The organism is Mycobacterium adipatum, from assembly GCF_001644575.1.
GTDB lineage: Bacteria > Actinomycetota > Actinomycetes > Mycobacteriales > Mycobacteriaceae > Mycobacterium > Mycobacterium adipatum.
The window spans coordinates 5,589,090-5,611,242 of the sequence record NZ_CP015596.1 but is presented as its reverse complement, the minus strand read 5'-3'; the positions used below and the strand labels follow the sequence as shown (position 1 = coordinate 5,611,242).

The 22,153-nt window shown below is 66.9% G+C and carries 23 protein-coding genes; 9 read left to right on the top strand and 14 right to left on the bottom strand.

Going from position 1 to position 22,153, the window contains the following annotated elements; all coding sequences use genetic code 11:
* Positions 1 to 30 precede the first annotated feature (30 nt).
* The 3 genes from A7U43_RS26740 to A7U43_RS26730 all read right to left on the bottom strand — a co-directional run bounded on the left by A7U43_RS26740 (position 31) and on the right by A7U43_RS26730 (position 3,254).
* On the bottom strand, positions 31 to 1,752 hold the full coding sequence (locus A7U43_RS26740; RefSeq protein WP_068001165.1) for a DEAD/DEAH box helicase: 1,722 nt from the start codon (positions 1,750 to 1,752) through the stop codon (positions 31 to 33).
* Positions 1,753 to 1,841: 89 nt separating this feature from the next.
* Positions 1,842 to 2,348 (bottom strand): cupin domain-containing protein, encoded by a 507-nt coding sequence (locus tag A7U43_RS26735; protein ID WP_068001161.1) that lies wholly within the window; start codon positions 2,346 to 2,348, stop codon positions 1,842 to 1,844.
* Positions 2,349 to 2,357: 9 nt separating this feature from the next.
* Positions 2,358 to 3,254: an SDR family NAD(P)-dependent oxidoreductase gene (locus A7U43_RS26730; RefSeq protein WP_068001156.1), complete on the bottom strand. Its 897-nt coding sequence runs from the start codon at positions 3,252 to 3,254 to the stop codon at positions 2,358 to 2,360.
* Positions 3,255 to 3,343: 89 nt separating this feature from the next.
* Between A7U43_RS26730 and A7U43_RS26725 the strand changes: the two genes are divergently transcribed.
* Together A7U43_RS26725 and groL are read left to right on the top strand one after the other, a co-directional pair.
* Complete coding sequence (locus A7U43_RS26725; protein WP_068001153.1) at positions 3,344 to 3,883, top strand: TetR/AcrR family transcriptional regulator; 540 nt, start codon at positions 3,344 to 3,346, stop codon at positions 3,881 to 3,883.
* Between the two features lie 178 nt (positions 3,884 to 4,061).
* A complete protein-coding gene (gene groL, locus A7U43_RS26720; protein ID WP_068001150.1) occupies positions 4,062 to 5,687 on the top strand; it encodes a chaperonin GroEL in 1,626 nt (541 codons plus the stop codon).
* Between the two features lie 75 nt (positions 5,688 to 5,762).
* On the opposite strand, the gene A7U43_RS26715 is transcribed toward groL, so the two are convergent.
* From A7U43_RS26715 to A7U43_RS26705, 3 genes are all read right to left on the bottom strand, one after another.
* Complete coding sequence (locus tag A7U43_RS26715; protein WP_068001147.1) at positions 5,763 to 6,596, bottom strand: endonuclease domain-containing protein; 834 nt, start codon at positions 6,594 to 6,596, stop codon at positions 5,763 to 5,765.
* Between the two features lie 62 nt (positions 6,597 to 6,658).
* A complete protein-coding gene (locus tag A7U43_RS26710; RefSeq protein ID WP_068001144.1) occupies positions 6,659 to 7,033 on the bottom strand; it encodes a hypothetical protein in 375 nt (124 codons plus the stop codon).
* On the bottom strand, positions 7,030 to 8,748 hold the full coding sequence (locus A7U43_RS26705; RefSeq protein ID WP_068001141.1) for an N-acyl-D-amino-acid deacylase family protein: 1,719 nt from the start codon (positions 8,746 to 8,748) through the stop codon (positions 7,030 to 7,032). The genes A7U43_RS26710 and A7U43_RS26705 overlap by 4 nt, the downstream gene beginning before the upstream one ends.
* 85 nt (positions 8,749 to 8,833) lie before the next feature.
* On the opposite strand from A7U43_RS26705, the gene A7U43_RS26700 reads away from it, so the two are divergent.
* The 4 genes from A7U43_RS26700 (at position 8,834) to ppk2 (ending at position 12,250) form a co-directional block, all read left to right on the top strand.
* Complete coding sequence (locus A7U43_RS26700; protein WP_068003858.1) at positions 8,834 to 9,220, top strand: VOC family protein; 387 nt, start codon at positions 8,834 to 8,836, stop codon at positions 9,218 to 9,220.
* Between the two features lie 22 nt (positions 9,221 to 9,242).
* The gene (locus A7U43_RS26695) at positions 9,243 to 9,752 is read left to right on the top strand and encodes a mycothiol transferase (RefSeq protein ID WP_068001138.1); all 510 of its coding nucleotides are present in this window, start codon (positions 9,243 to 9,245) and stop codon (positions 9,750 to 9,752) included.
* A 53-nt stretch (positions 9,753 to 9,805) separates the two neighbouring features.
* Positions 9,806 to 11,317 (top strand): aldehyde dehydrogenase family protein, encoded by a 1,512-nt coding sequence (locus A7U43_RS26690; RefSeq protein WP_068001135.1) that lies wholly within the window; start codon positions 9,806 to 9,808, stop codon positions 11,315 to 11,317.
* 66 nt (positions 11,318 to 11,383) lie between these two features.
* The gene (ppk2, locus tag A7U43_RS26685) at positions 11,384 to 12,250 is read left to right on the top strand and encodes a polyphosphate kinase 2 (RefSeq protein ID WP_156526194.1); all 867 of its coding nucleotides are present in this window, start codon (positions 11,384 to 11,386) and stop codon (positions 12,248 to 12,250) included.
* A 6-nt stretch (positions 12,251 to 12,256) separates the two neighbouring features.
* On the opposite strand, the gene A7U43_RS26680 is transcribed toward ppk2, so the two are convergent.
* The 5 genes from A7U43_RS26680 to A7U43_RS30695 form a co-directional block, all read right to left on the bottom strand.
* Positions 12,257 to 12,946 carry a sensor domain-containing protein gene (locus A7U43_RS26680; protein WP_068001127.1) on the bottom strand — a complete coding sequence of 230 codons (690 nt, stop codon included), beginning with the start codon at positions 12,944 to 12,946 and terminating at the stop codon, positions 12,257 to 12,259.
* Complete coding sequence (locus A7U43_RS30155; RefSeq protein WP_197499928.1) at positions 12,943 to 13,635, bottom strand: hypothetical protein; 693 nt, start codon at positions 13,633 to 13,635, stop codon at positions 12,943 to 12,945. Before A7U43_RS30155 ends, A7U43_RS26680 begins: the two co-directional genes overlap by 4 nt.
* Positions 13,636 to 13,637: 2 nt before the next feature.
* Entirely contained in the window at positions 13,638 to 14,471 is an 834-nt protein-coding gene (locus A7U43_RS26670) for a hypothetical protein (protein ID WP_156526039.1), read from the bottom strand.
* A gap of 65 nt (positions 14,472 to 14,536) precedes the next feature.
* Positions 14,537 to 15,166, bottom strand: coding sequence for a putative alpha/beta hydrolase (locus tag A7U43_RS26665; protein ID WP_068001121.1), 630 nt, complete (start codon positions 15,164 to 15,166; stop codon positions 14,537 to 14,539).
* The gene (locus A7U43_RS30695; protein ID WP_418287702.1) at positions 15,123 to 15,455 is read right to left on the bottom strand and encodes a DUF2563 family protein; all 333 of its coding nucleotides are present in this window, start codon (positions 15,453 to 15,455) and stop codon (positions 15,123 to 15,125) included. Before A7U43_RS30695 ends, A7U43_RS26665 begins: the two co-directional genes overlap by 44 nt.
* A 194-nt stretch (positions 15,456 to 15,649) precedes the next feature.
* On the opposite strand from A7U43_RS30695, the gene A7U43_RS26660 reads away from it, so the two are divergent.
* Positions 15,650 to 16,507, top strand: coding sequence for a hypothetical protein (locus A7U43_RS26660; protein ID WP_068001118.1), 858 nt, complete (start codon positions 15,650 to 15,652; stop codon positions 16,505 to 16,507).
* A 3-nt stretch (positions 16,508 to 16,510) separates the two neighbouring features.
* Here the strand turns inward: A7U43_RS26660 and A7U43_RS26655 are convergent, their stop codons facing one another.
* Together A7U43_RS26655 and A7U43_RS26650 are read right to left on the bottom strand one after the other, a co-directional pair.
* Positions 16,511 to 17,935, bottom strand: a complete 1,425-nt coding sequence (locus A7U43_RS26655) for a WS/DGAT/MGAT family O-acyltransferase (protein ID WP_068001116.1) — start codon at positions 17,933 to 17,935, stop codon at positions 16,511 to 16,513.
* Between the two features lie 27 nt (positions 17,936 to 17,962).
* Positions 17,963 to 18,211 (bottom strand): hypothetical protein, encoded by a 249-nt coding sequence (locus tag A7U43_RS26650; RefSeq protein WP_068001113.1) that lies wholly within the window; start codon positions 18,209 to 18,211, stop codon positions 17,963 to 17,965.
* A gap of 89 nt (positions 18,212 to 18,300) precedes the next feature.
* Here A7U43_RS26650 and A7U43_RS26645 point away from each other — a divergent pair, with 89 nt between their 5' ends.
* On the top strand, positions 18,301 to 19,599 hold the full coding sequence (locus A7U43_RS26645) for a dicarboxylate/amino acid:cation symporter (protein WP_068003852.1): 1,299 nt from the start codon (positions 18,301 to 18,303) through the stop codon (positions 19,597 to 19,599).
* On the opposite strand, the gene A7U43_RS26640 is transcribed toward A7U43_RS26645, so the two are convergent.
* On the bottom strand, positions 19,596 to 21,617 hold the full coding sequence (locus A7U43_RS26640) for a prolyl oligopeptidase family serine peptidase (protein WP_156526038.1): 2,022 nt from the start codon (positions 21,615 to 21,617) through the stop codon (positions 19,596 to 19,598). The genes A7U43_RS26645 and A7U43_RS26640 overlap by 4 nt on opposite strands.
* 34 nt (positions 21,618 to 21,651) lie before the next feature.
* On the opposite strand from A7U43_RS26640, the gene A7U43_RS26635 reads away from it, so the two are divergent.
* Positions 21,652 to 22,122 (top strand): DUF779 domain-containing protein, encoded by a 471-nt coding sequence (locus tag A7U43_RS26635; RefSeq protein WP_068001109.1) that lies wholly within the window; start codon positions 21,652 to 21,654, stop codon positions 22,120 to 22,122.
* Positions 22,123 to 22,153 lie beyond the last annotated feature (31 nt).

Genomic DNA, 22,153 nt, shown 5'->3' with positions numbered 1-22,153 from the left:
AGGTCCCTCGCCGGTGCGGTGGATCGGGCGTCAGCCGTTGCCCGACCGCGCCGACGAGAGGCTGCGCACCGCGTCGATGCGCGCCTTGATCTGCTCGCCGGTGGCCGCCGCCAGCGGCGGCCCGCCGCACATCTGGCGCAGCTCGTTGTGGATCTGGCCGTGTGTCTTGCCGGTTCGATGATGCGCGATCGATACCAGGGTGTTGAGCTCGCGCCGGAGTTCTTGCAGCTGGCCGTGCGTCGTGCGGGGTGCGGGCATCCCGGCCGCCGCGGCGGCCGCGGTCCGCTTCTGCAGCTGCTCGTCCTGGCGGCGGCTCAGCAGATCGCGCATCTGGCTGGCGTCGAGCAGTCCGGGGATGCCGAGGTAGTCGGCCTCCTCCTCGCTGCCCGCCGCGGCCGCGGTGCCGAAGGACGACCCGTCGAAGATCACCTGGTCGAGTTCGGCGTCGGCGCCCAGGGATTCGAATCCCCGGTCCTGGTCCGTCTTCTCGTCCTTGGTCTTGTTCGCGTCCTCGATCAGCTCGTCGTCGAGGCCGTCGGACTCGCGGTGCGGCTTGCCCAGGACATGGTTGCGCTGGGCCTCCAGCTCGCTGGCGAGCTGCAACAGGTTGGGCACCGAGGGCAGAAAGATGCTGGCCGTCTCGCCCGGGCGACGGCTGCGCACGAAGCGGCCGATGGCCTGGGCGAAGAACAACGGAGTGGACGCGCTGGTGGCGTACACGCCGACCGCGAGCCGCGGCACGTCCACGCCCTCGGACACCATGCGCACCGCGACCATCCAGGGGTCGGAGGAGTCGGAGAACTCCGAGATGCGGTTCGACGCCGTCGGATCGTCGGAGAGCACCACGGTGGGGGCGGTGCCGGTGATGGTGGTCAGCAGCTTCGCGTAGGCCCGCGCGGTGGTCTGGTCGGAGGCGATGATCATGCCGCCGGCGTCGGGCACGTGTGCGCGCTTCTGCTGCAGCCGCCGGTTGGCGGCCGCGATGACCGCGGGCATCCACTGACCCTCGGGGTTGAGCGCGGTGCGCCAGGCCCGCGCGGTCTGCTCCGCGGTCAGCGGTTCACCGAGGCGGGCGGCGTGCTCGTCACCGGCGCTGTCGCGCCAGCGCGCCTCACCGGAGTAGGCCATGAACACCACCGGGCGCACGACCCCGTCGGCCAGCGCTTCGGAGTAGCCGTAGACGTGGTCGGCCTTGGACCGCTGGAACCCCGCGGCGTCGGTCTCGTAGGTGACGAACGGGATGGGGCTGTCATCGGAGCGGAACGGTGTCCCGGTCAGCGCCAGCCGCCGGGTCGCGTCGTCATAGGCCTCCCGGATGGCGTCACCCCAGGACTTGGCGTCACCGCCGTGGTGGATCTCGTCGAAGATCACCAGCGTCTTGTAGTTCTCGGTGCGCACCCGGTGCCGGGTCGGGTGGCTGGCCACCTGGGCGTAGGTGACGACGATGCCGTGGTAGTCGCTGGAGGTCTGCGCCGCCGAGTTGCTGAACTTGGGGTCCAGTGCCATCCCGAACCGAGCCGCGGCCTGGGCCCACTGGGTTTTGAGGTGCTCGGTGGGCACCACCACCACGACCTGCGTCACGGTGCCGTCGCCCAGCAACTCCGCGGCGATGCGCAGCGCGAAGGTCGTCTTACCGGCGCCCGGGGTTGCGACAGCCAGGAAGTCCCTCGGCTTGGCGGCCAGGTACTTCACCAATGCCCGACGCTGCCAGCTCCGCAAATCCTGGGCGCTGGGCGCTACGTATGCCCGCACCCGAGACTCCTATCTGGTCGAAGGGCAGTCTAGGGCAAGGGGTTACGGGTTCGCATATCCGCGCCGGGAGTGTCCCGGCCAGCGGCGTGTCAGACGAAGAAGTTGTCGTTGTCGACGAACCACTGGGCGCGTTCTTCGTCGGTCAGCTCGCCCAGGTGGGCCAGGCCCTCGAAGTAGTGCTCGCGCGGCGCGCCGGGAGCAAACAGCATCAGCATGGAGGCCGGTGCGTCGGCCGTGTTGCGGAAACCGTGGATGCCCCCGGGCGGCACGTACAAGAAGTCGTTCGTCCCCGTCGTCGACCACTGCGCGCCGTCGTAGATCTCCACCGATCCCGACAGCACGAAGAAGGCCTCCGACATGGCCCGGTGGTAGTGCGGGCCGGGCCCGCCGGCCGCGGCGGCCAACTCGATCCGGTACAGGCCGTAGTCCCCACCGGTCAGTTGTTGGTTGGCCAGATAGTGGTACTGGACCAGGCCGAAGGAGTCGTAGTCCGCGGGCGTGTCGCCGCGGCGCACCGTGGCGCTGACTTCCGGCTCGGCCGCGGTGTAGCGCGGCGGCGGATAGGCGGGCACATTCTTCGGGTCCCAGAACGACACGCTCCCACGCTAGACGGCGAACGTCACTCCGGTGAGTTCTTCGGAGACCGCCCACAGTCGGCGTTGCAGGCCGATGTCGTAGGACTGGTCGCTGGAGGCGACCACGACGGGGGCGCCCTTCTGCTGCCCGATTCCGTCGGGTCCGTAGTACTGGCCGCCCAGCACACCGGGATCGGTGGCCGCCCGCAGTGAGGGCAGCGCACCGCCGGCGGGGCTCTGGGCGATCAGCGGGCTGACCACCTGGAAGGCACGTTGCAGCACGGTCGGTACGTTGCGCGCCAGCTCGGTGCTGGAGGTGCCGGGGTGGGCGGCCACCGCGATGGTCTTACCGCGCGGGGCGAGCCGGCGCTGCAGCTCGTAGGTGAACAGCAGGTTGGCCAACTTCGACTGGGTGTAGGCGCCCATCCGGCTGTAGCTGCGCTCCCACTGCAGATCGTCGAAGTGGATCGCGCCGCCCATCTTGTGTCCGTTGCTGCTGACGGTCACGATGCGGGAGCCCGGGACGTCCAGGATGGCGTCGAGCAGTAGACCGGTCAGCGCGAAGTGGCCGAGGTGGTTGGTGCCGAATTGCAGCTCGAAACCGTCTTTCGTGGTGCCCTTCGGGGTCGTCATGACGCCGGCGTTGTTGATCAGCAGGTCGATCTTGTCGTTTCCGGTCCGCAGCGCCTCGGCCGCCTCGCGGATGGACGCCAACGAGGTGAGGTCGAGTTCCTGGACGGTGACATCGCCGGGCATCTGCGCGGCGGCCTGCTTGCCCTTGCCGGTGTCGCGCACCGCGATGACGACATGGGCGCCCTTGGCCGCCAGCGCCTTGGCGGTCTCGAAGCCCAGCCCGGTGTTGGCGCCGGTGATGACCGCGGTGCGACCGGTCTGGTCCGGGATGTGTGCGGTGGTCCATGTGGTCATGAGGGATATCCTGTCTGAAGTGGAGGGATGGTTCCGTATATACGGAACGCACGCCCCGTTTGTTTCGTTCCCGGGAGGCCGAGAAAAAGATGCGCGCCGATGCGGCACGGAACCGCGCGCGGGTGCTCGAGGTGGCCTATGAGACGTTTGCCGCCGACGGTCTCGGGGTGCCCATCGATGAGATCGCCCGGCGAGCGGGCGTCGGTGCCGGCACCGTGTATCGGCATTTCCCGGCCAAGGAGGATCTCTTCCGCGCCGTGATCGAGGATCGGATGCGGCACATCGTCGATGAGGGGCGCGCCCTGTGTGACTCCGATCCGGCCGGCGGGATCTTCACCTTGATGCGGGCCATGGTGCTGGACTGGGGTGCCACCGACCGCGGCCTGGTCGAGGCGCTGTCCGGTGCCGGGATCGACGTCAACCGCGCGGTGCCGCACGCCGAGGCGGAGTTCCTCGGGATGGTCGGCGACCTGCTGGCGGCCGCCCAGGCGGCCGGCACCGTGCGCGCCGATGTCACCGTGCCCGAGGTCAAGGGTCTCGTCGTAGGCCTGCAGGCCATGCAGTCCTACAACCCGGCGGTCGCCGAGGCGGGGCTGACGGTGGTGTTCGACGGGCTTCGCGCCAAGTGAACAGGCGCTGATCGACCTTGCACTCGCCAGGGGTGAGTGCTAAAACTGACGTTGGCACTCTCGATACGTGAGTGCTAGGTCGGGACGGTGAGGCTAGGGAGCACACCCCAGCCGTCCGTCGCGGGCACTGCGCCCGGCCAACAGACGTGCAATTCCCAACCGGAGGAATCACCTCGCAATGGCCAAGACAATTGCGTATGACGAAGAGGCCCGTCGCGGCCTCGAGCGGGGCCTCAACGCCCTCGCCGACGCCGTAAAGGTGACGCTCGGCCCCAAGGGTCGCAACGTCGTCCTGGAGAAGAAGTGGGGCGCCCCCACGATCACCAACGATGGTGTGTCCATCGCCAAGGAGATCGAGCTGGAGGACCCGTACGAGAAGATCGGCGCTGAGCTGGTCAAAGAGGTCGCCAAGAAGACCGATGACGTCGCGGGCGACGGCACCACCACCGCCACCGTGCTGGCCCAGGCCCTGGTTCGCGAAGGCCTGCGCAACGTCGCGGCCGGCGCCAACCCGCTCGGCCTGAAGCGCGGCATCGAGAAGGCCGTCGAGGCCGTCACCGCTCGCCTGCTCTCGACCGCCAAAGAGGTCGAGACCAAGGAGCAGATCGCTGCCACCGCCGGCATCTCCGCCGGTGACCAGTCCATCGGTGACCTGATCGCCGAGGCGCTGGACAAGGTCGGCAACGAGGGTGTCATCACCGTCGAGGAGTCCAACACCTTCGGCCTGCAGCTGGAGCTCACCGAGGGCATGCGCTTCGACAAGGGCTACATCTCGGGTTACTTCGTGACCGACGCCGAGCGCCAGGAAGCCGTCCTGGAGGATCCCTACATCCTGCTGGTCTCCGGCAAGGTGTCGACCGTCAAGGACCTGCTGCCCCTGCTGGAGAAGGTCATCCAGTCCGGCAAGCCGTTGCTGATCATCGCCGAGGACGTCGAGGGCGAAGCCCTGTCCACCCTGGTGGTCAACAAGATCCGTGGCACCTTCAAGTCTGTGGCCGTCAAGGCCCCGGGCTTCGGTGACCGCCGTAAGGCCATGCTGCAGGACATCGCGATCCTGACCGGTGGCCAGGTTGTCAGCGAAGAGGTCGGCCTGTCGCTGGAGACCGCGGACATCACCCTGCTGGGCACCGCCCGCAAGGTCGTCATCACCAAGGACGAGACCACCATCGTCGAGGGCTCGGGCGACTCCGACGCCATCGCCGGCCGGGTGGCCCAGATCCGCGCCGAGATCGAGAACAGCGACTCCGACTACGACCGCGAGAAGCTGCAGGAGCGCCTGGCCAAGCTGGCCGGTGGCGTTGCCGTCATCAAGGCCGGAGCTGCCACCGAGGTGGAGCTCAAGGAGCGCAAGCACCGCATCGAGGACGCCGTCCGCAACGCGAAGGCTGCCGTCGAAGAGGGCATCGTCGCCGGTGGTGGCGTGGCTCTGCTGCAGTCGTCCCCGGCGCTCGACGAGCTCAAGCTCGAGGGTGACGAGGCGACCGGCGCGAACATCGTGCGTGTCGCGCTGTCGGCTCCGCTGAAGCAGATCGCCTTCAACGGTGGTCTGGAGCCCGGTGTCGTCGCCGAGAAGGTGTCGAACCTGCCCGACGGTCACGGCCTGAACGCCGCGACCAACGTGTACGAGGACCTGCTGGCCGCCGGCGTTGCCGACCCGGTCAAGGTCACCCGCTCGGCGCTGCAGAACGCGGCGTCCATCGCGGCGCTGTTCCTCACCACCGAGGCCGTCGTCGCCGACAAGCCGGAGAAGGCCGCCGCACCTGCGGGCGACCCGACCGGTGGCATGGGCGGTATGGACTTCTAAGTCCTGTTTTCGGAAAGCCCGGTCCCGTTCGCGGGGCCGGGCTTTCGTAATGTTCGCTTGACAGTGTCGTCGTGCCTATATATCCACGACGGCGCTGTCAGCGGAACATTGCGTCGTGCCACGATGCGCGCGGCGGCGGATGACGGCCAGAATATCGGCCAGGACCACGTCCCAGCGGTAGACAACATCCTCATACGTCAGTCGAATCACCAAGAACCCCAGGCTCGTTGCGACCCTGTCCCTGGTTCGGTCGTTCTGGTACTTCGGGAGATGGTGCTCGCGGCTGTCCGCTTCGATGATGAGTCGACGGCCCACCAGAAAGTCGACCCGCCCGACGCCGGGTATGTCCACTTGGGTCCGGAGCCGGATTCCGAGGGCCCGCAGCCGTAATCGGATGATCGTCTCGGTTCCCGACTCGCTCCTGGCATCACATCGCTCGGCGAGGTTCAGGCGCGCGAAAGGGGAGGCCGCCACGATCGACCGCGCGTCGGCCATCTCGATCATTCGCTTGTTCAGCATCGAGTCCAAAACGATGACGAGCTGCTCGGCGTCGAGGCAGTTGGCCGCCGAGGCCACTGCGATGTCGACCGGGTCGACGGCAGCGACGATCGGTGGGTCGAGGCGGTAGGGGTGGCAGGACCGCACGCCCGGGCGGCGCGCGCGTTTCGAATAGCGCACGTGTAGCGCAGGATCGAGAATCCAGACTCGGCCCAGGCGCAGCGCCGAGGTGCACCCGAGGACGCCGCCGGCCGATACGGCGCGAACCACCTGCGGATCCGCGGACGGGCTGGCGTACCAACCGCGCCGGAGCCGCATCCAGGTCGGCGGTTGCGCTACACCCGCCGCACGCAATTGCGCCGCCGAGAGCACCCCGCCGTTCGCCGCGAGGGCACGCTCGATTCCGGCCACACTCCGATCTCAGCTCACACCGAAGCCGCACGACAGCCCCCGGCGGTCGCCCTGTGGATAACTCAGTGCTTGAGCGGGACGCAGTCGTGCAGCCCGTCGGGGTCGGTGCCGGCGCCGGGCTCGATCGCGCTGCGGTGCAGCACCGCGCGGGTGGGCGTCAGGTGCACACCGTCCTCGGTCACCTCGGTGGTGCCGTCGACGATCAGCGAGTATCCGGTCGGCTCCCGCGGCGGCCACAACACGGTGACGGCCTCGTGCGACAGCGCATTGCGGCGGGTGGTGTTGCCCAGCGGCCCGATGGTGAAGACGCCGTCGGCAAGGATCGGCGTGACGGCCACCGTGTGTGCGCGGAAATCGTCGCCGACGGTAATCAGATAGCCGAACGGAAAATCGGCAAGGGTCTCGGCGAGCTTGTCCAGATCGACCTTCACGCTCATGTGGTCGGCGCCTTCCGGCGTCCGCGCACCAGTCGCCCGGGCCGCGCCTCGGTGGGCACCCCGTTCTCGGCGATGATCTGCCCGGAGACCACGGTGGCCACGTAGCCGTCGGCGCCCTGGTCCAGTCGGCGTCCCCCGGCGGGCAGGTCGGCGCGCACCGTGGGCCGGTGCAGCCGCATGGTCTCGGCGTCGATGATGTTGAGGTCGGCCTTGTAACCGAAGGTCAGCTGGCCTCGATCGGCCAGCCCCGCGATCCGGGCCGGCACCGATGTCAGCTCCTGGATGACCCGCGGCAGCGGCAGCCGCCCGGTCGGGCGGTCGCGCACCCAGTGGGTGAGCATGTAGGTGGGAAAGCTTGCATCGCAGATCATTCCGTAGTGTGCGCCGCCGTCGCCGAGTCCCAGCACGACATCGTCGCGCTGGATCAGTTCGGCCACCGTGTCCAGCGAGTGGTCGCGGAAGTTGGCCAGGGTGACCAACAGCATGGCGTGGCCGTCATCGTCGAGGAGACGGTCATACGCCTCCTCCAGTGGACTGATGTTGCCGGCGCGGGCCCGCGCGCCGATCGAATCCTGCTCTGCAGGTTCATAATTCGGTGGATCGCCGAGCGGGTACATGTAATCCCAGGCCTGGGCGGCGAACATCAGCGGGTGCCCGTCGCTCGCCGGCTTGTCGGTCAGGATCCGCTCGCGTACCTCCGGTTTGCGCATCTGCGCCACCCGCTCGGCCAGCGGCAGATCGGCGATCTCCCGGTAGGAGGGGTACATCACGAACGGGTTGCCCGACAGCTCCAGGCCGAGGACCAGTCCGATCGGGCGCGGGAAGATCTGCCCGGTGACGTCACCACCGTTGGCGTTGGCCTTCTCGACCATGCGCAGCGCGTCGAGATGGATGGGCGGGCCGGCGTTGCCGATCGCCAGCGTGAAGGTGACCGGCAGGCCCACGTCCGCGGCGACGTCGAACACGGCCTTCAGTGCCCCCTCGTAGTCACCGGCCATCAGGTCGGGCACGAACTGCAGCAGCCCACCGCCGGCGTCGTCGACGCCGCGGGCGATGGCCTCGATCTCGGCGTATTCGGCTTCGTAACTCGGGATGGGCTGCCCGCCAGCGGTTTTGTGCAGCGTCAGCCGTGACGACGCGAAGCCGAGCGCACCCGCCCGGACGGCCTCCTCGGCGAGCTTGCGCATCAGCGCGAGGTCCTCGCCGGTGGGCAGTTCGCGGTCGACGCCGCGTTGTCCCATCACGTAGACCCGCAGCGGCGAGTGCGGCAGGAACGCGGCCACATCGATATCCCGGTGGCGGCTGTCCAGGGCATCGAGGAACTCGGGGAAGGTCTCCCAGGTCCACGGCAGACCGTCGACCATCACCACCCCGGGGATGTCCTCGACGCCGGCCATCACGTCGACGAGCGTGTCGTGGTCCTCGGGCCGGCACGGGGCGAAGCCGACCCCGCAGTTGCCCATCAGGGCGGTGGTCACGCCGTGTGCCGAGGACGGGGTCATCCGATCGCTCCAGATGGCCTGACCGTCATAGTGGGTGTGCAGGTCCACGAAGCCAGGGGTCACGACCCGTCCGGTGGCGTCGATCTCGCGGACACCGGGTCCGACCGTGCCGATCGCCGCGATCACCCCGTCGGAGATCGCGACGTCCCCGATGTACGGATCGCCACCGAGTCCGTCGACGATGGTGCCGCCCCGGATGACGAGGTCGAACATTCTCCCGTCGCTTCGCTCGCCCGAAAACAATCTCCCATCGCTTCGCTCGCCCGAAATTGTCATACCCCGAATGTACGGTCACGGTGTGATAGATCACTTCGGAATCAACTGTGCGGATTGGGAGCGGTCGAAGGCCTTCTACGACAAGGTCCTCGGCGTACTGGGGTTCACCCGGCAGATGGACTACCAGGTCGCCATCGGTTACGGCACCGGCGGCAAACCCGACTTCTGGATCGCGGACATGAGCGCCGGTGAGGCCGCGGGCCCGAACCGCGAGACGCATTTTGCGTTCCAGGCCGCCGACGTCGACGCGGTGCAGGCGTTCTACGACGCGGCGCTCGCCGTGGGCGCGGAGTCGCTGCACGCGCCGCGGCTCTGGCCGGAATATCACCCCGGGTACTTCGGAGCCTTCGTCCGCGACCCGGACGGCAACAATGTGGAGGCCGTGTTCCACGGGGCGGCACCGGCATGACGTCGCTGGTGGGAGTGCAGCGATGAACCAGGCGCAGGAATTGCTGCGGGATTGCTTCACCCGGCTCATCGAGCATGTCGACGCGCTGACCGATGGCCTCACCGAGGAGGTGTCGGCATGGCAGCCGGCGCCCGGCGCCAACAGCATCGCCTGGCTGATCTGGCACAGCGCGCGCTGCCAGGATCTGCAACTGTGCGATATCGCGGGCACCGAGCAGGTCTGGACCCGCGACGGGTGGGTGGACCGGTTCGGCCTCGGCCTGCCGCCCGATGACATCGGCTATGGCCACGGCCCGGACGAGGTGGCCAAGGTGCGCGCCTCGGCGGACCTGCTGAGCGGGTACTACCGCGCCGTGCACAAGGTGACCTTGGAGTACGTCGCCTCGATCGACGAGCGCGAGCTCGAGCGGGTCGTGGACGAGAACTGGGACCCGCCGGTGACGGCGAGTGCGCGGCTGGTCAGCATCATCGACGACTGCGCTCAGCACCTCGGGCAGGCCGCGTACATCAGGGGCACCCTGGCCGGCACTTGACAGGTGTCAACCCCGGTGCGAGCTGCGTCACAGCCCGGGTTTAGCATGGGCCTATGACTGCCACTGCAGACCGTTCCGACGTGTCGACGATCCTGAATCCCGCCACCGGCGAGGTGGCCGGCGAGGTGCGCTGGACCAACCCCGCCGATGTCCCGCAGATCGCTGCCGGCCTGCGCGAAGCGCAGCGCGGGTGGGAGGCGCGCGGGGCGAAAGGCCGCGCCAAGGTGCTGGCCCGCTACGCCGTCTGGCTCGGTGAGCACCGCGACGAGATCGAGCGGTTGCTGATCGCCGAAACCGGCAAATCGGCAACCGACGCGGCGCAGGAAGTGCCGCTGCTCATCATGATCCTGTCCTACTACATCAAGACGGTCGAGAAGGCGATGGCGCCGGACAGCCGGCCGGCCCCACTGCCGTTCCTGTCGATCAAGAAGATCGCCGTGCACTACCGGCCGCGCGCCGTCGTCGGGATCATCGCGCCGTGGAACTACCCCGTCGCCAACGCGATGATGGACGCCATCGGTGCGCTCGCCGCGGGAGCGGCGGTTCTGCTCAAACCCTCCGAGCGCACCCCGCTGACCGCCGAGGTGCTGCTGCGTGGCTGGCTGGATTCCGGTGCGCCGGAGGTGCTGGCACTGGCCCAAGGGGCCCGCGAGGTCTCCGAGGCCGTCATCGACAACTCCGACTATATCCAGTTCACCGGGTCGTCGGCCACCGGTGTGAAGGTGATGGAGCGTGCCGCGCGCCGGCTCACTCCGGTCAGCCTGGAGCTGGGCGGCAAAGACCCGATGATCGTGCTCGACGATGCCGATGTGGAACTCGCCGCCAACGCCGCGGTGTGGGGCGCGATGTTCAACGCGGGCCAGACCTGTGTGTCCGTCGAGCGGGTCTACGTGATGGAGCAGGTGTATGACCAGTTCGTCGCCGCCGTGGTGAAGGCCGTGCAGAACCTGAAGGTGGGTTCCGGTGAGGGTTACGACTTCGGCGCCCTCATCGACGAGTCCCAGGTGGCGGTCACCGCCAAGCACGTCGACGACGCGCTGGCCAAGGGCGCCAAGGCGCTGACTGGCGGCAAGCGCCCCGACGGTGCGGGCAGCTTCTACCCGCCCACCGTCCTGGTCGACGTCGACCATTCGATGGCCTGCATGACCGAGGAGACCTTCGGGCCCACGCTGCCCATCATGAAGGTGTCCTCCGTCGGTGAGGCCGTCCGGCTGGCCAACGACAGCCCGTACGGGCTGAGCGCGGCGGTGTTCTCCAAGGATGTCGAGCGAGCCAAGGACATCGCGCTGCAACTGGACTGTGGTGCGGTCAACGTGAACGACGTGATCTCCAATTTGATGTGCACCACCGCGCCGATGGGCGGCTGGAAGACCTCCGGTATCGGTGCCCGCTTCGGCGGTGTCGACGGGGTGCGCAAGTACTGCCGGCAGGAGACCGTAGTGGTGCCGCGGCTGTCCGTCGGTGCCGGCGGCAACTACTACAACAACTCGCTCAAGGCGCTTGCCCGGATGAACAAGATGATGACCAAGATGGCGCTGTCGCGGCCCAAGCGCGAAGCGAAGTAGACCACCCGCTGTTCACCCGGGCGTCACCGTCCCGTACGCCCGGGTGGATAGCTTTCGCCGGTGACCTTGGATCTCTCCGCCCCGGACCTCTCCCGCTATGCCGTCCGTGACGATGACGACGACGATCCCGAACTGCTGTTGATGCCCGGCGGCGAGGTCGTGGACACCTGGCGGGAGAACTATCCGTACGACGAGCGGATGAAGCGCACCGAGTACGAGGAGCAGAAGCGGTTGCTGCAGATCGAACTGCTCAAGCTGCAGAAGTGGAGCCAGGCCAACGGGCTGCGGCACGTCATCGTCTTCGAGGGCCGCGACGCCGCCGGCAAGGGCGGGACCATCAAGCGGTTCATGGAGCATCTCAACCCGCGCGGTGCCCGGGTCGTTGCGCTGGAGAAGCCGACCGAGAAGGAACGCACCCAGTGGTATTTCCAGCGCTACGTGCAGCACCTGCCCGCCTCCGGTGAGGTCGTGCTGTTCGACCGGTCCTGGTACAACCGGGCCGGCGTCGAGCGGGTGATGGGGTACTGCACACCCAAGCAGCACGCCGAGTTCATCCGCCAGGCCCCGCTGTTCGAGCAGATGCTGGTCAACGACGGCATCAGCCTGACCAAACTGTGGTTCTCGGTGACCCAGAACGAGCAGCGCACCCGCTTCACCATCCGTCAGGTCGACCCGGTCCGGCAGTGGAAGCTCTCACCCACCGATCTCGCGTCGCTGGACAAATGGGAGGACTACACCGCGGCCAAGGAAGACATGTTCGCCTGGACCGATACCGAGACAGCGCCCTGGACTGTCGTGAAAAGCAACGACAAGAAACGCGCCCGGATCAACGCGATGCGCCATGTGCTGAGTAAGTTCGACTACGACAACAAGGACCACGAGGTGATCGGCCAGCCCGATCCGCTGATCGTGGGACGCGCGCTTTCGGACTGACGAACCCTATTGCAGTGCAGGTACTTTGGCCATCATCATTTGCGTGAGTGCGACAGCCAGAGCCGAGATGGGCGTTCGCAACTCGACGTCGATGATGCAGTTCTCGGCCACCCCGAGAGCCCGGGCTGTTTGTATCCGCATTCCCGTTGATTCCGCGGTCATGACGACAACCGCCGAGACAAAGTCAGGTTTAGCATCGACGGAACTGACTGCGTCGATGTGGGTGAAGTTGCGGCTCGCGCGTACGACAGCGCGGCCGTCACATGCGCGCCACTGCTCGACGAGGGTGTCGAACAGGGAACGGGCTCGTTGTGCGGACGGCAGCGCTACCGCGCCGAACGTGGCATCCGGCAGTGTCGCGTAAGCGACCTCGTCCACGGGCGCGCGATCGAAGGTGCGCCGTTCCAACGGTGCTATCGCACTGATGCACTGGTCATCGGATACCTTGTCGCCGATCATCGTGTCGCGCAGGTCTGATGCATCGCCGACGAGGGGATCGATGTCGTCGGCGGAGGTGGTGAAAACCTGCGACAGTTCGGTGATATCCGGTATCACCGATGCGATCCAGGTGGCACCCGGCGGTGCCGACGTGGTCGCTGGTGCGTCGTCCGCCGCCCGTGGATTGCCCTCAATGGTGGGTGCGCAACCGCATGCCACCGCCAAAGCGACGACAAGTACCGCGAGTCGGCGGGTCATGGCTCTGGATACTTGTCGCGAAGGTGGGGATGCGACCGGTAGTTGAGCGAGTGTTTCGACCGCAGCGGACGGCGTTGCGCCATGGCGTAGGCCGCCAGGTAGAGCACGGTGAACGTGCTGATGGTGACCACCGCCAGAATGGCGAACTGGATCGTCTGGCCGCGAGCGATCGGGTAGCCCCAACTGGCATCGCCGTAGCCGACGATGACGGCCAGGAAGATCAGGAAGGCGATCCCGATCGCCGCCACCCACCATTCGCCCTCACCGATCATGAACGCATAGGTGTTTCCTGTCGAGATGAGCATGAGCGGGACCATCAGCCACCACATTTTCGGGGCGCTGAGCACTCCGCTGTATGCATCGGGTGCCGGATCCTGTTGGTCCGCATGTGGTTCGGCGGGAACATCCTCCGGGTCCGGGGTCTGCAGCCCCAGCGAGCGGATCTTGCCGCCGATTTTGATGTAGGGCGTGTAAGCGTAGGCGACGACGGTCAGCCCGATCACGGCCAGTGCCGAGAGGCCGACGGCTCGCTGCCAATCTGGATAACCCGCGACGAATCCCGAAATCGAGGCCAACCCTGTGGAACTCCAGTACATCCTGCGCTGCGATGCTCGGCTGTGCTTCAAGAACAGCTGGATGACAGCCACCCCGATGCACAGAGCAAAGATGGCGATGAATAGATCCGACATACCTATTTGCCCATCATCCAGTTGACCACTTTCTCTCCTCCAACTCCGCCTGCGATCGCACCAAGGAAGCCGACAACGAGTGTGCCTTGCGGACCCACCAATGTTCCCCATGCAGCCCCAGCTGCCCAACCACCACCAATCGTTCCCAGCGTCCGGCCACCGAACTGCGCGAGTTCTTCTCCCGTGGAAGCGCCGTGGTAGATATCGACGCCGGTGAGCACGAGATCGACGGCTGTACCGGCCGTCCCCAGTTTCGACCCGAAACCCTTCAGTGCCTCGACGTCGGCGGGTGACCACACCGGGGCCGTGCCCCAATGCGCGCCGCTCGGCATGGCGCCGGCATGGGCCTTGGCGCCTTCACCGAGCGCGCTGGCCTGCGTAGCGAGACCCGACGTGGCGTCTCTGATCACCTGGCTGGGCGAGGCACCGTTCTGTACCTGGTTGACCGCCGCTGCGGCTCCTTGCGGGGATACGCCTGCTTCCTGAAGCTGAGTGGCGAACTGTTGGAGCACCATGGCGCGACCTTCCGCCTCCCACACGTTGAGCATATGAGTTGCTTGGTCCGGCGTCATCGGGGGTCTGTCGGCAAAGTAGGCCTGAGACTCCAGCACCTGCTGCATCTGCAACCTGGCCTGCGCTCGGGTGCGTGCGTCGCCTCCGATCACAGTGTCCTTGGGTAGCGGACCCGAGAACTGCGACATGAAGTGGTCGTTGAGCCGCTGGCCGGCGTACTGCACCTCGTCGACCCCGGCGGTTCGATTGTTGATTGTGGCGAAATCGCGCAGTCTTGCCGCGGCTGCGGTTTTCTCCGGTGTCCAAGGCCCGGCGGAGTTCACAAGCGCTTCGTCGGCGGCGCGATTCCCGGCTCCGTACCTGTCCGCTGCAGCACGAGCCTCAGTGTTTACGGCTCCGTCCGCGGCTCCGTCCACGTCCGTGGTGGCGCCCGGGCCGTACCCCTCGGCCGCCATTTGCAGTCTCGATGCGTCGAGGTTCTCCGCGTAGGCATCCCTGACTGCTGCACCTCTTGTAGTGCTCGCGCAGTCGCGTCGACAGCCGCCTGCTCGAGTTCCGATACATCGGCGTCGTGGCCGCTCGCGGCGGCTACGACGATCTCGAGGTCAATCTGATTGTCGATCATCTGCAGGCGAATCTCGAGGTTGCTGACGGAGATGTCTGCACTTCGTTGGGCTTCAGCCAAGGACGCGGAGATACTCTGCAGGTCGGCCGCGACCCGGCTCAGCTGCTCCTTGCTCAGACGCAGCGATTCGGTCGCGCGCTGTACTTCCGCCGAGTCGTTGATCGGGTGGTCCCCGCTATCCTGCCGATCCCAAGCCGATTCGAAACGCTGTTTCGCAGCGTTGAACTCCTCGCCCGTCTCCTGCGTGCATACGCCGGCTTCGTAGAACGAATTGGCCAACTCGCTGATCTCGCCCGGCGAACCGCTCTGGATGGTCTTGTTCAGGAGCCACGGGTCACCCCCGGCGGAATCAGCCAGTGTGAAGACGTCGAGATGCCGCAGGGAAACACTCATCAGACGTCAGCGAAGATCGCCCGCCGCTGCATCTATCGCAGAACCGCTCGCCTCGTCTTGGTGCACGAAGATGCGTGCCGCCGCGTTCGCATCGCCGGCCAACGCTTCGAATGCTGAGTGGTGCCCCCGCATAGTGGAGACGTGCGCTTCGTGCGCGTGAAAGTGCCTGGTGAAATCCGTGCGCGGCGTCAAAATCTCCGAAGATGCCGGCCTTCAACGAGGACGAAGCGAACTTGTCGGCACCGCGCTGCGCGATCGCACCGGCACTTTGAGAAAAGTCTGCGCCCATGCGCAGCAAATCAGTATCGACGATCACCGAGACCCCCTCACTCGTCGAAATTCAGCATACTGCGGCGAGTTCTGTGATCTGAGCACCAATTTTGCGGCGTCGGCACGGCATCGACGCGATGCGCCATCTGCTGAGTATGTTCGACTACGACAACTCGGACCACGAGGCGATGGACTGATACGGAGAGGGGTGCCATGCGTTCGCTGCTGGCGCTCCTGCTCTGGTTGGTGACCACGGCGCTGCTCGCGGTGACCGTTCCCGCGCTGTGGACCCAGCACCACATCGTCAGCGTGGACGGGTACTCCGATCTGGCGGCCGGTGCGGCCCGCAACCCGGCGTTGCAGCAGCCGATGGCCGCCGAGCTGACCGCACAGATCACCGCGGCCACCGGTACCTCCGGCACGCAGGCCACGCTGATCGGTGCGGCGGCCAATGCCTACACCTCCAGTGCGGTCTTTCCCGGGCAGTTCGCGGCGGCCAACCGGGTGGCGCACCGGTGGCTGTTCACCAACGACGCGCAGGGCCAGTGGGTGGTCGACCTGTCACCGATGCTGGCCGACAGTTCCATCCGGCAGACCCTGGACGGGTTCGGGGTCCAGGTGCCGACGAGCCTGCAGGTGCCGGTGACCGAGGACGCCTCCGGCGGTCTGCGGCCGGGGCAGCTGCGCCCGGTGGCGCTGTGGGGCCCGTGGGCCAGTGTCGGGGTGGCGGTGCTGACGGTCGTGTTCGCCCTGCTGGCCCTCACGGCCTCCCGCAGGCGGGGCAGAATGTTTGCCGCGCTGGGGGTTTCGGCGCTGCTGGTCGGTGCGGCCGGTTGGGCGGGTATCGAGATCGGCGGCCGCTACGTCGACGACGCGCTGAACCGGACCACCGACAATGTGCACGCGATCGCCGATGTGATGGTCACGCACGCCGTCGGCAGCATGCACATGTGGTTGAACCTCACCCTGACCGTCGGCGGCGGAATGGTGATCATCGGGGTGATCGTCTCGCTGCTCAGCGGCCTGGGCGGGTCCCGTCAGGACGACGTCCCCGCCACTCGCAAGCGCTGAGGTTCACCGGCGGCCCCGCGGCGGCACCCGCTTGCCGGTGCGTTGCGCGAGGCCCGCGGCCACCTCGAGGTCGAACAGCGCCGGTTCGATCAGATCGGCCATCTTGTGGATGTCGGCGGCCACCTCGGGGGTCGTGATGAAACCGAAATCGACCGAACCGCAGTAGCTGAAGCACGTCACGTTGAGCGCCACGTCGAACAGCAGCGGGCCCAGCGGCATCAGGCTCTCCACCCTCGCGCCGGCGAGATACAGCGGAAAGTCCGGGCCGGGCACATTGCTGATCACCACGTTCATCGGAGCGATCGAACTGCCGATCCCGCTGGCCGCATAGGCGCGTGACGCCAGGGCGAGCAGTCCGGGCGGCGTGGTCTCGGTATAACCCATGATCTGGTTCGCGGTGAGCGCCTTGGCCATCTCCTTAGCGCCTTGGGTGTAGGCGTAGATGGCCCTGATGCGTTTGGCCGGGTCGGCGATATCGCTGGCGAGCACGACCGTCATGGCCGAGACCTGGTTGCCCACCGCGTTGTCGGCTTCCGAGCGGGTGGACACCGGCACCTGGGAGACCAGAGACTTGTCCGGCAGCTCGTTGCGTTCCTTGAGGTAGTCGCGCATGGCGCCGGACACCAGCGCGAGTACCACATCGTTGAGTTTGACCCCGAAGGCCTCTTTGACCGCCTTGACCCGATCGAGCGGCACCCGGGCCCCCGCCACTCGGCGGTGCGGAGAGATCGGTGCGTTGAAACGCACCGTCGGGGAGTCGAAGTAGCGCGGCGGTTTGTTGTCGATCCCGCGCACCGCGATCTGCTGGCGCACCGTCTGTTCGAGGAGCCGGGCGATCCGGTACGGCGTCTTGACGCCGACGTTGATCAGCGCGTTGACGAAGCGCACCTCCGGACGGGGCAGACTCCGCCCGACCAGGGAGCGATCCACGTCGACCGCCGGTGGGCGCGGTTCGGGGGTCACATCGAAGAGGATCTCGGTGAGGCCGGCGCCGGAGACTCCGTCGACGACGGCGTGGTGCATCTTCGTGATGACCGCGACGCGACCGCCCCGCAGGCCCTCGATCCACCACAGTTCCCACAGCGGTTTGGACCGGTCGAGTTTGTAGGACATCAGCCGGCCGGCCAGCTCGTCGAACTCCTTGCGCCCGCCCGGCGCCGGCACGGCGATGCGGCGGATGTGGAAATCGATGTCCAGATCGTCGTCCTCGACGAACCACGGCCGGTCCATCCCCATCGGCGCACCGGTCACGCGCCAGCGCAACTGGGGAAGTTCGGGTAGCCGGCTGGCCACGAGTTCGCGGACGCGCTCGAAACTGAAGTCCGGCGCCTCGGACGGGTCGCAGATCGCACAGGCCCCGATATGCATGTGCCAGCCACCGGTCTCGGCGAACCAGAAAGCTGCGTCCACGCTGGAAAGCCGGTTCATGGGGGGAGCGTACGCGGCGGGACTCGGCTATCCGGCCATCTTGGCGGCCTTGGCTTCCAGCGCTGCTCGCTCGGCCTTCGCGCTGGCCGAGGTGATCGCCAGCGCGATCAGCACGTCGGCGGTGGTGACGAACAGGCCCGCCCAGTACATCCATTTGATGGTGGCGTCCGGCTGGGCGGCGAAGTACACGAACAGGAAGATCGGCCCGACGATGCCACACACCAACGTCATCGCCTGAATGGCGAGATAGCGCTTGAACAGTGACAGACCGGACATCGGCGTCAGCTTAGCGGCGTCCGTGCGGGTAACCCGGGTGACATCGCGCTGACATCCCGGGGTAGCGGGCCCGAACTACCTTCGTGGCGATGAAGACTCTCTCCAGTCCCGCTGTGCAGATCGGTATCGCCGCGGTCGGGGGCATCGCCTTCGGCCTGATCGTCGGCGAATGGGCGGGCAATCTGAAGTTCATCGGGGACATGTTCATCCGGCTCATCCAGATGTCCATCGTGCCGCTCGTGGTGGCCTCGGTCATCGTGGCGACGGCATCGATGACGGGCGCGGGTACCGGCCGAATCGCCTTCCGGACGTTCAAGTGGATGCTCGGATTCTCGTTCGTCGCCGCCGTGCTGGCATGGCTGCTCAGCACGGTGATCCGGCCCGGCGCCGGCATGGTCTTCACCCAGGAACTCGATCCCGCCCTGCAGGAATCCGCGGGTGAGGCGCTGGGCTGGCAGGAGACGCTGCTCAACTTCGTCTCCACCAACATCTTCAACGCCATGTCGACCGCGACCATGGTGCCCATCATCGTGTTCTCGCTGTTGTTCGGCATCGCCTTGCGCAGCCATATCAACGCCCGCGGCGATGATTCCGTGCTCGGTTTCATCGACCAGATTCAGCAGATCGTGTTGACCATGATCCGTCTGGTGATGTACATCGCGCCGCTCGGCGTCTTCTGCCTGCTGGCCGCCCTGGCCGGCGATGTGGGCTTCGCGGTGGTGACCACGGCGCTGAAGTACCTCGGGACCACGCTGCTCGGAGTACTGATCCTGTTCACCCTGTTCGTCGTGGTGGTCACGGCGCGTACCCGGTTGAGTCCGTGGAAGCTGCCGGACAAGCTCGCCGAGCAGACCGCGATCGCCATCACCACCACCAGTTCGGCGGTGACCTTTCCGACGGTGCTGCGCAACGCCGTCGAGAAGGTCGGCGTCAGTCAGAAGGTCGCCAACTTCACCCTGTCCATCGGGCTGACGATGGGTTCCTATGGGGCCGTACTGAATTACATGATCGTGGTGATGTTCTTGGCCCAGGCCGGCGATATCCAGCTCAGCTTCGGCCAGATCGCGCTCGGGATGGCACTGGCCATCCTGCTCAACATGGGCACCATCACCGTCCCCGGTGGGTTCCCGGTCGTCGCGATGTTCCTGGCGACCTCACTGGGACTGCCCTTCGAGGCCGTCGGTCTGCTGATCGCCGTGGACTGGTTCGCCGGGATCTTCCGCACCTTCCTCAACGTCAACGGGGACACCTTCGTGGCGATGCTGGTGGCCAATGCCGACGACGAGATCGACCGCGACGTCTACAACGGCACCAAGACGGTGACCGCCGAGGAACTCGACCTCGACGAGTACAGCGATGCCCTCGCCCGGGCGGACCAGGCCGACTAAACGCCGATGGTCCGCCACAGGTAGCGGTAGATGAGTGCCGCCCGGAACGCCGCCTGCGCGTTGTCCGCCGCGCCGCCGTGGCCGCCCTCGATGTTCTCGTAGTAGCTCACCGGGTGCCCGGCCTCCTCCAACGCGGCCGTCATCTTCCTGGCGTGCCCGGGATGCACCCGGTCATCGCGGGTGGAGGTGGTGATCAGGATCGGTGGATAGCGCCGATCGCTCGAAATATTCTGATATGGAGAGTATTTCGAGATGAACTCCCAGTCGTCCGGATCATCGGGGTTGCCGTACTCGGCCACCCAGGACGCCCCCGCCAGCAGCAGGTGGAACCGCTTCATGTCCAGCAGCGGCACGCTGCACACCAACGCGCCGAACAGGTCCGGATAGCGGGTCAGCATGATCCCCATCAGCAGGCCGCCGTTGCTGCCGCCCTGAGCGCCCAGCCGGGCCACCGTGGTCACCCCGCGCGTCACCAGATCCCTTGCCACTGCGGCGAAATCCTCGTCGACGAGGTGCCGACCCGCGCGCATCGCCTGGGTGTGCCAGCCCGGCCCGTACTCGCCGCCGCCGCGGATGTTGGCCAGCACATAGGTGCCGCCGCGGGCCAGCCACAGCCGGCCCAGCACGCCATCATAGCCCGGCGTCCGGGACACCTCGAACCCGCCGTAGCCGCCCAGCAGCGTCGGTCCGGTCGAGCCCGGCCTGCCGACCGTGAAATACGGGATCCGGGTGCCGTCGGCCGAGGTGGCGAAGTGCTGGGAGACCTCGATGCCGGTGGTGTCGAAGAAACCGGGTGCCGCTTTGATCGGGCTGACCGGGCCGTCGGGGGTGCCGTGCAGCAGTTGTGACGGTGTGACGAAACCGCTTGAATCCAGGAAGATCTCGTCACCGTAGGAGTCGGCGGCGGCGATCACGGTGTTGGAGTTGGGCGGGACGCCGGGCAGGTCGGTGGTCGTCCACGCGCCGGGGGTGACGATCTGGACGCGGCTGACGACGTCGGCGAGGGTGACGATGACGAGCTTGTCCCGTGTCCAGGAGTACTGATGCAGGCTGGTGCCCTCGTCCGGCCGAAACACCGTGACCAGATTCTTCTCACCCGACATGAAGTCGGCGTAACTGCTCGCCAGCAGGGACCCGGCGGCGTGCCCGTCCCAGTCGGTGCGCAGCTCGATCAGCAGCCAGTCGTGATGCACCGACACGGTGGCGTCGGTCGGCGCGTCGATGCGCAGGAGTTCCTCCCCGCGCAGCTCGTAGATCTCGTCGTTGAAGAAATCGACGGCACGGCTGATCATCGTCCGTTCGTAGCCGGGGGTGCGGTCCACCGAGGCCGCCACGATGACATCGGCCCGCTCACCGGCGTAGACGGTGGCGGCATCGGCAAGGGGTTGCCCGCGCCGCCACCGTTTGACCAGCCGGGCATAACCGGACTCGGTCAGCGAGTCCGCGCCGAAGTCGGTGCCGAGGAGCACGGTGTTCTCGTCGGCCCAGGTGATCTGCGTCTTGGCCTCGGGAAGTTCAAAGCCGCCGAACACGAATTCGCGTGTACGCATGTCGAATTCGCGCACCACGACGGCGTCGGCGCCACCGCGGGACAGACTGATCAGGGCCAGCGTGTGGTCGGGCTCGATGACATCGGCGCCGGCCCACACCCAGTTCTCGTCGTCGGCGGCCGCCAGGGCGTCGACATCGATGACCACATCCCACTCGGGGGAGTCGCTCCGGTAACTGTCCAGCGAGGTGCGCCGCCACAGACCGCGTGGGTGAGTCTCGTCGCGCCAGAAGTTGTAGAGATACTCCCCGCGCCGGCGCACGTAGGGGATGCGGGCGTCGGTGTCGAGTACCTCCAGCGCCTCGGCCCGCATGGCCTCGAACTCGTCGTCACCGAGATCGGCCAGCGTCGGCTCGTTGTGCCGGCGCACCCAGTCCAGTGCGTCGTCGCCGGTGACGTCTTCGAGCCAGAGGTACGGGTCGGTGGGGTCTTCGGGGGCGAGCGAAGCGACGGGGTCAATGGAACTCATGAACTCATTCATACCGTGCGCGTAGCCTGGGCACATGACCAGCCGAGCCCTGATCACCGCGGCTGCCGCGGACCTGTTGCGCACGCTGCAGAACCGACACGGGGCCTTGATGTTTCATCAGTCCGGTGGCTGCTGCGACGGCTCCTCGCCGATGTGTTACCCGGCCGGCGACTTCATCGTCGGTGACCGCGACATCCTGCTCGGTGTGCTCGACGTCGGCGACGGGGTGCCGGTGTGGATCTCCGGCCCGCAGTTCGACGCCTGGAAGCACACCCAGTTGGTGATCGATGTGGTGCCGGGCCGCGGGGGTGGGTTCAGCCTGGAATCCCCCGAAGGAATGCGGTTCCTGAGTCGCGGCCGGGTGTTCACCGACCAGGAGACCGCCGAACTGGCGGCACCGATCACCGGTGCGCAGTACGAGGCCGGGACCCGGCCGGAGGCCACCCAGACCTGCATCGTCGCCGAAGCGGAAGAGGCTTGCCCGGTTCCACCGCGCGTGGGCTGAAGATCTTCCCCGCGTGGTTCGGTCAGACCCC

Excerpts from the sequence above, each read along its gene's own strand:
- A7U43_RS26660 (WP_068001118.1), top strand. The coding sequence starts at position 15,650 with ATGCGTTCGCTGCTGGCGCTCCTGCTCTGGTTGGTGACCACGGCGCTG.
- A7U43_RS26725 (WP_068001153.1), top strand. The coding sequence starts at position 3,344 with ATGCGCGCCGATGCGGCACGGAACCGCGCGCGGGTGCTCGAGGTGGCC.
- A7U43_RS26635 (WP_068001109.1), top strand. The coding sequence starts at position 21,652 with ATGACCAGCCGAGCCCTGATCACCGCGGCTGCCGCGGACCTGTTGCGC.
- A7U43_RS26710 (WP_068001144.1), bottom strand. The coding sequence starts at position 7,033 with ATGAGCGTGAAGGTCGATCTGGACAAGCTCGCCGAGACCCTTGCCGAT.
- A7U43_RS26705 (WP_068001141.1), bottom strand. The coding sequence starts at position 8,748 with ATGTTCGACCTCGTCATCCGGGGCGGCACCATCGTCGACGGACTCGGT.
- A7U43_RS30695 (WP_418287702.1), bottom strand. The coding sequence starts at position 15,455 with ATGGGCGCAGACTTTTCTCAAAGTGCCGGTGCGATCGCGCAGCGCGGT.
- groL (WP_068001150.1), top strand. The coding sequence starts at position 4,062 with ATGGCCAAGACAATTGCGTATGACGAAGAGGCCCGTCGCGGCCTCGAG.
- A7U43_RS30155 (WP_197499928.1), bottom strand. The coding sequence starts at position 13,635 with ATGTCGGATCTATTCATCGCCATCTTTGCTCTGTGCATCGGGGTGGCT.
- A7U43_RS26650 (WP_068001113.1), bottom strand. The coding sequence starts at position 18,211 with ATGTCCGGTCTGTCACTGTTCAAGCGCTATCTCGCCATTCAGGCGATG.
- A7U43_RS26640 (WP_156526038.1), bottom strand. The coding sequence starts at position 21,617 with ATGAGTTCCATTGACCCCGTCGCTTCGCTCGCCCCCGAAGACCCCACC.
- A7U43_RS26730 (WP_068001156.1), bottom strand. The coding sequence starts at position 3,254 with ATGACCACATGGACCACCGCACACATCCCGGACCAGACCGGTCGCACC.
- A7U43_RS26680 (WP_068001127.1), bottom strand. The coding sequence starts at position 12,946 with ATGACCCGCCGACTCGCGGTACTTGTCGTCGCTTTGGCGGTGGCATGC.
- A7U43_RS26655 (WP_068001116.1), bottom strand. The coding sequence starts at position 17,935 with ATGAACCGGCTTTCCAGCGTGGACGCAGCTTTCTGGTTCGCCGAGACC.
- A7U43_RS26690 (WP_068001135.1), top strand. The coding sequence starts at position 9,806 with ATGACTGCCACTGCAGACCGTTCCGACGTGTCGACGATCCTGAATCCC.
- A7U43_RS26695 (WP_068001138.1), top strand. The coding sequence starts at position 9,243 with ATGAACCAGGCGCAGGAATTGCTGCGGGATTGCTTCACCCGGCTCATC.
- A7U43_RS26645 (WP_068003852.1), top strand. The coding sequence starts at position 18,301 with ATGAAGACTCTCTCCAGTCCCGCTGTGCAGATCGGTATCGCCGCGGTC.
- A7U43_RS26665 (WP_068001121.1), bottom strand. The coding sequence starts at position 15,166 with ATGAGTGTTTCCCTGCGGCATCTCGACGTCTTCACACTGGCTGATTCC.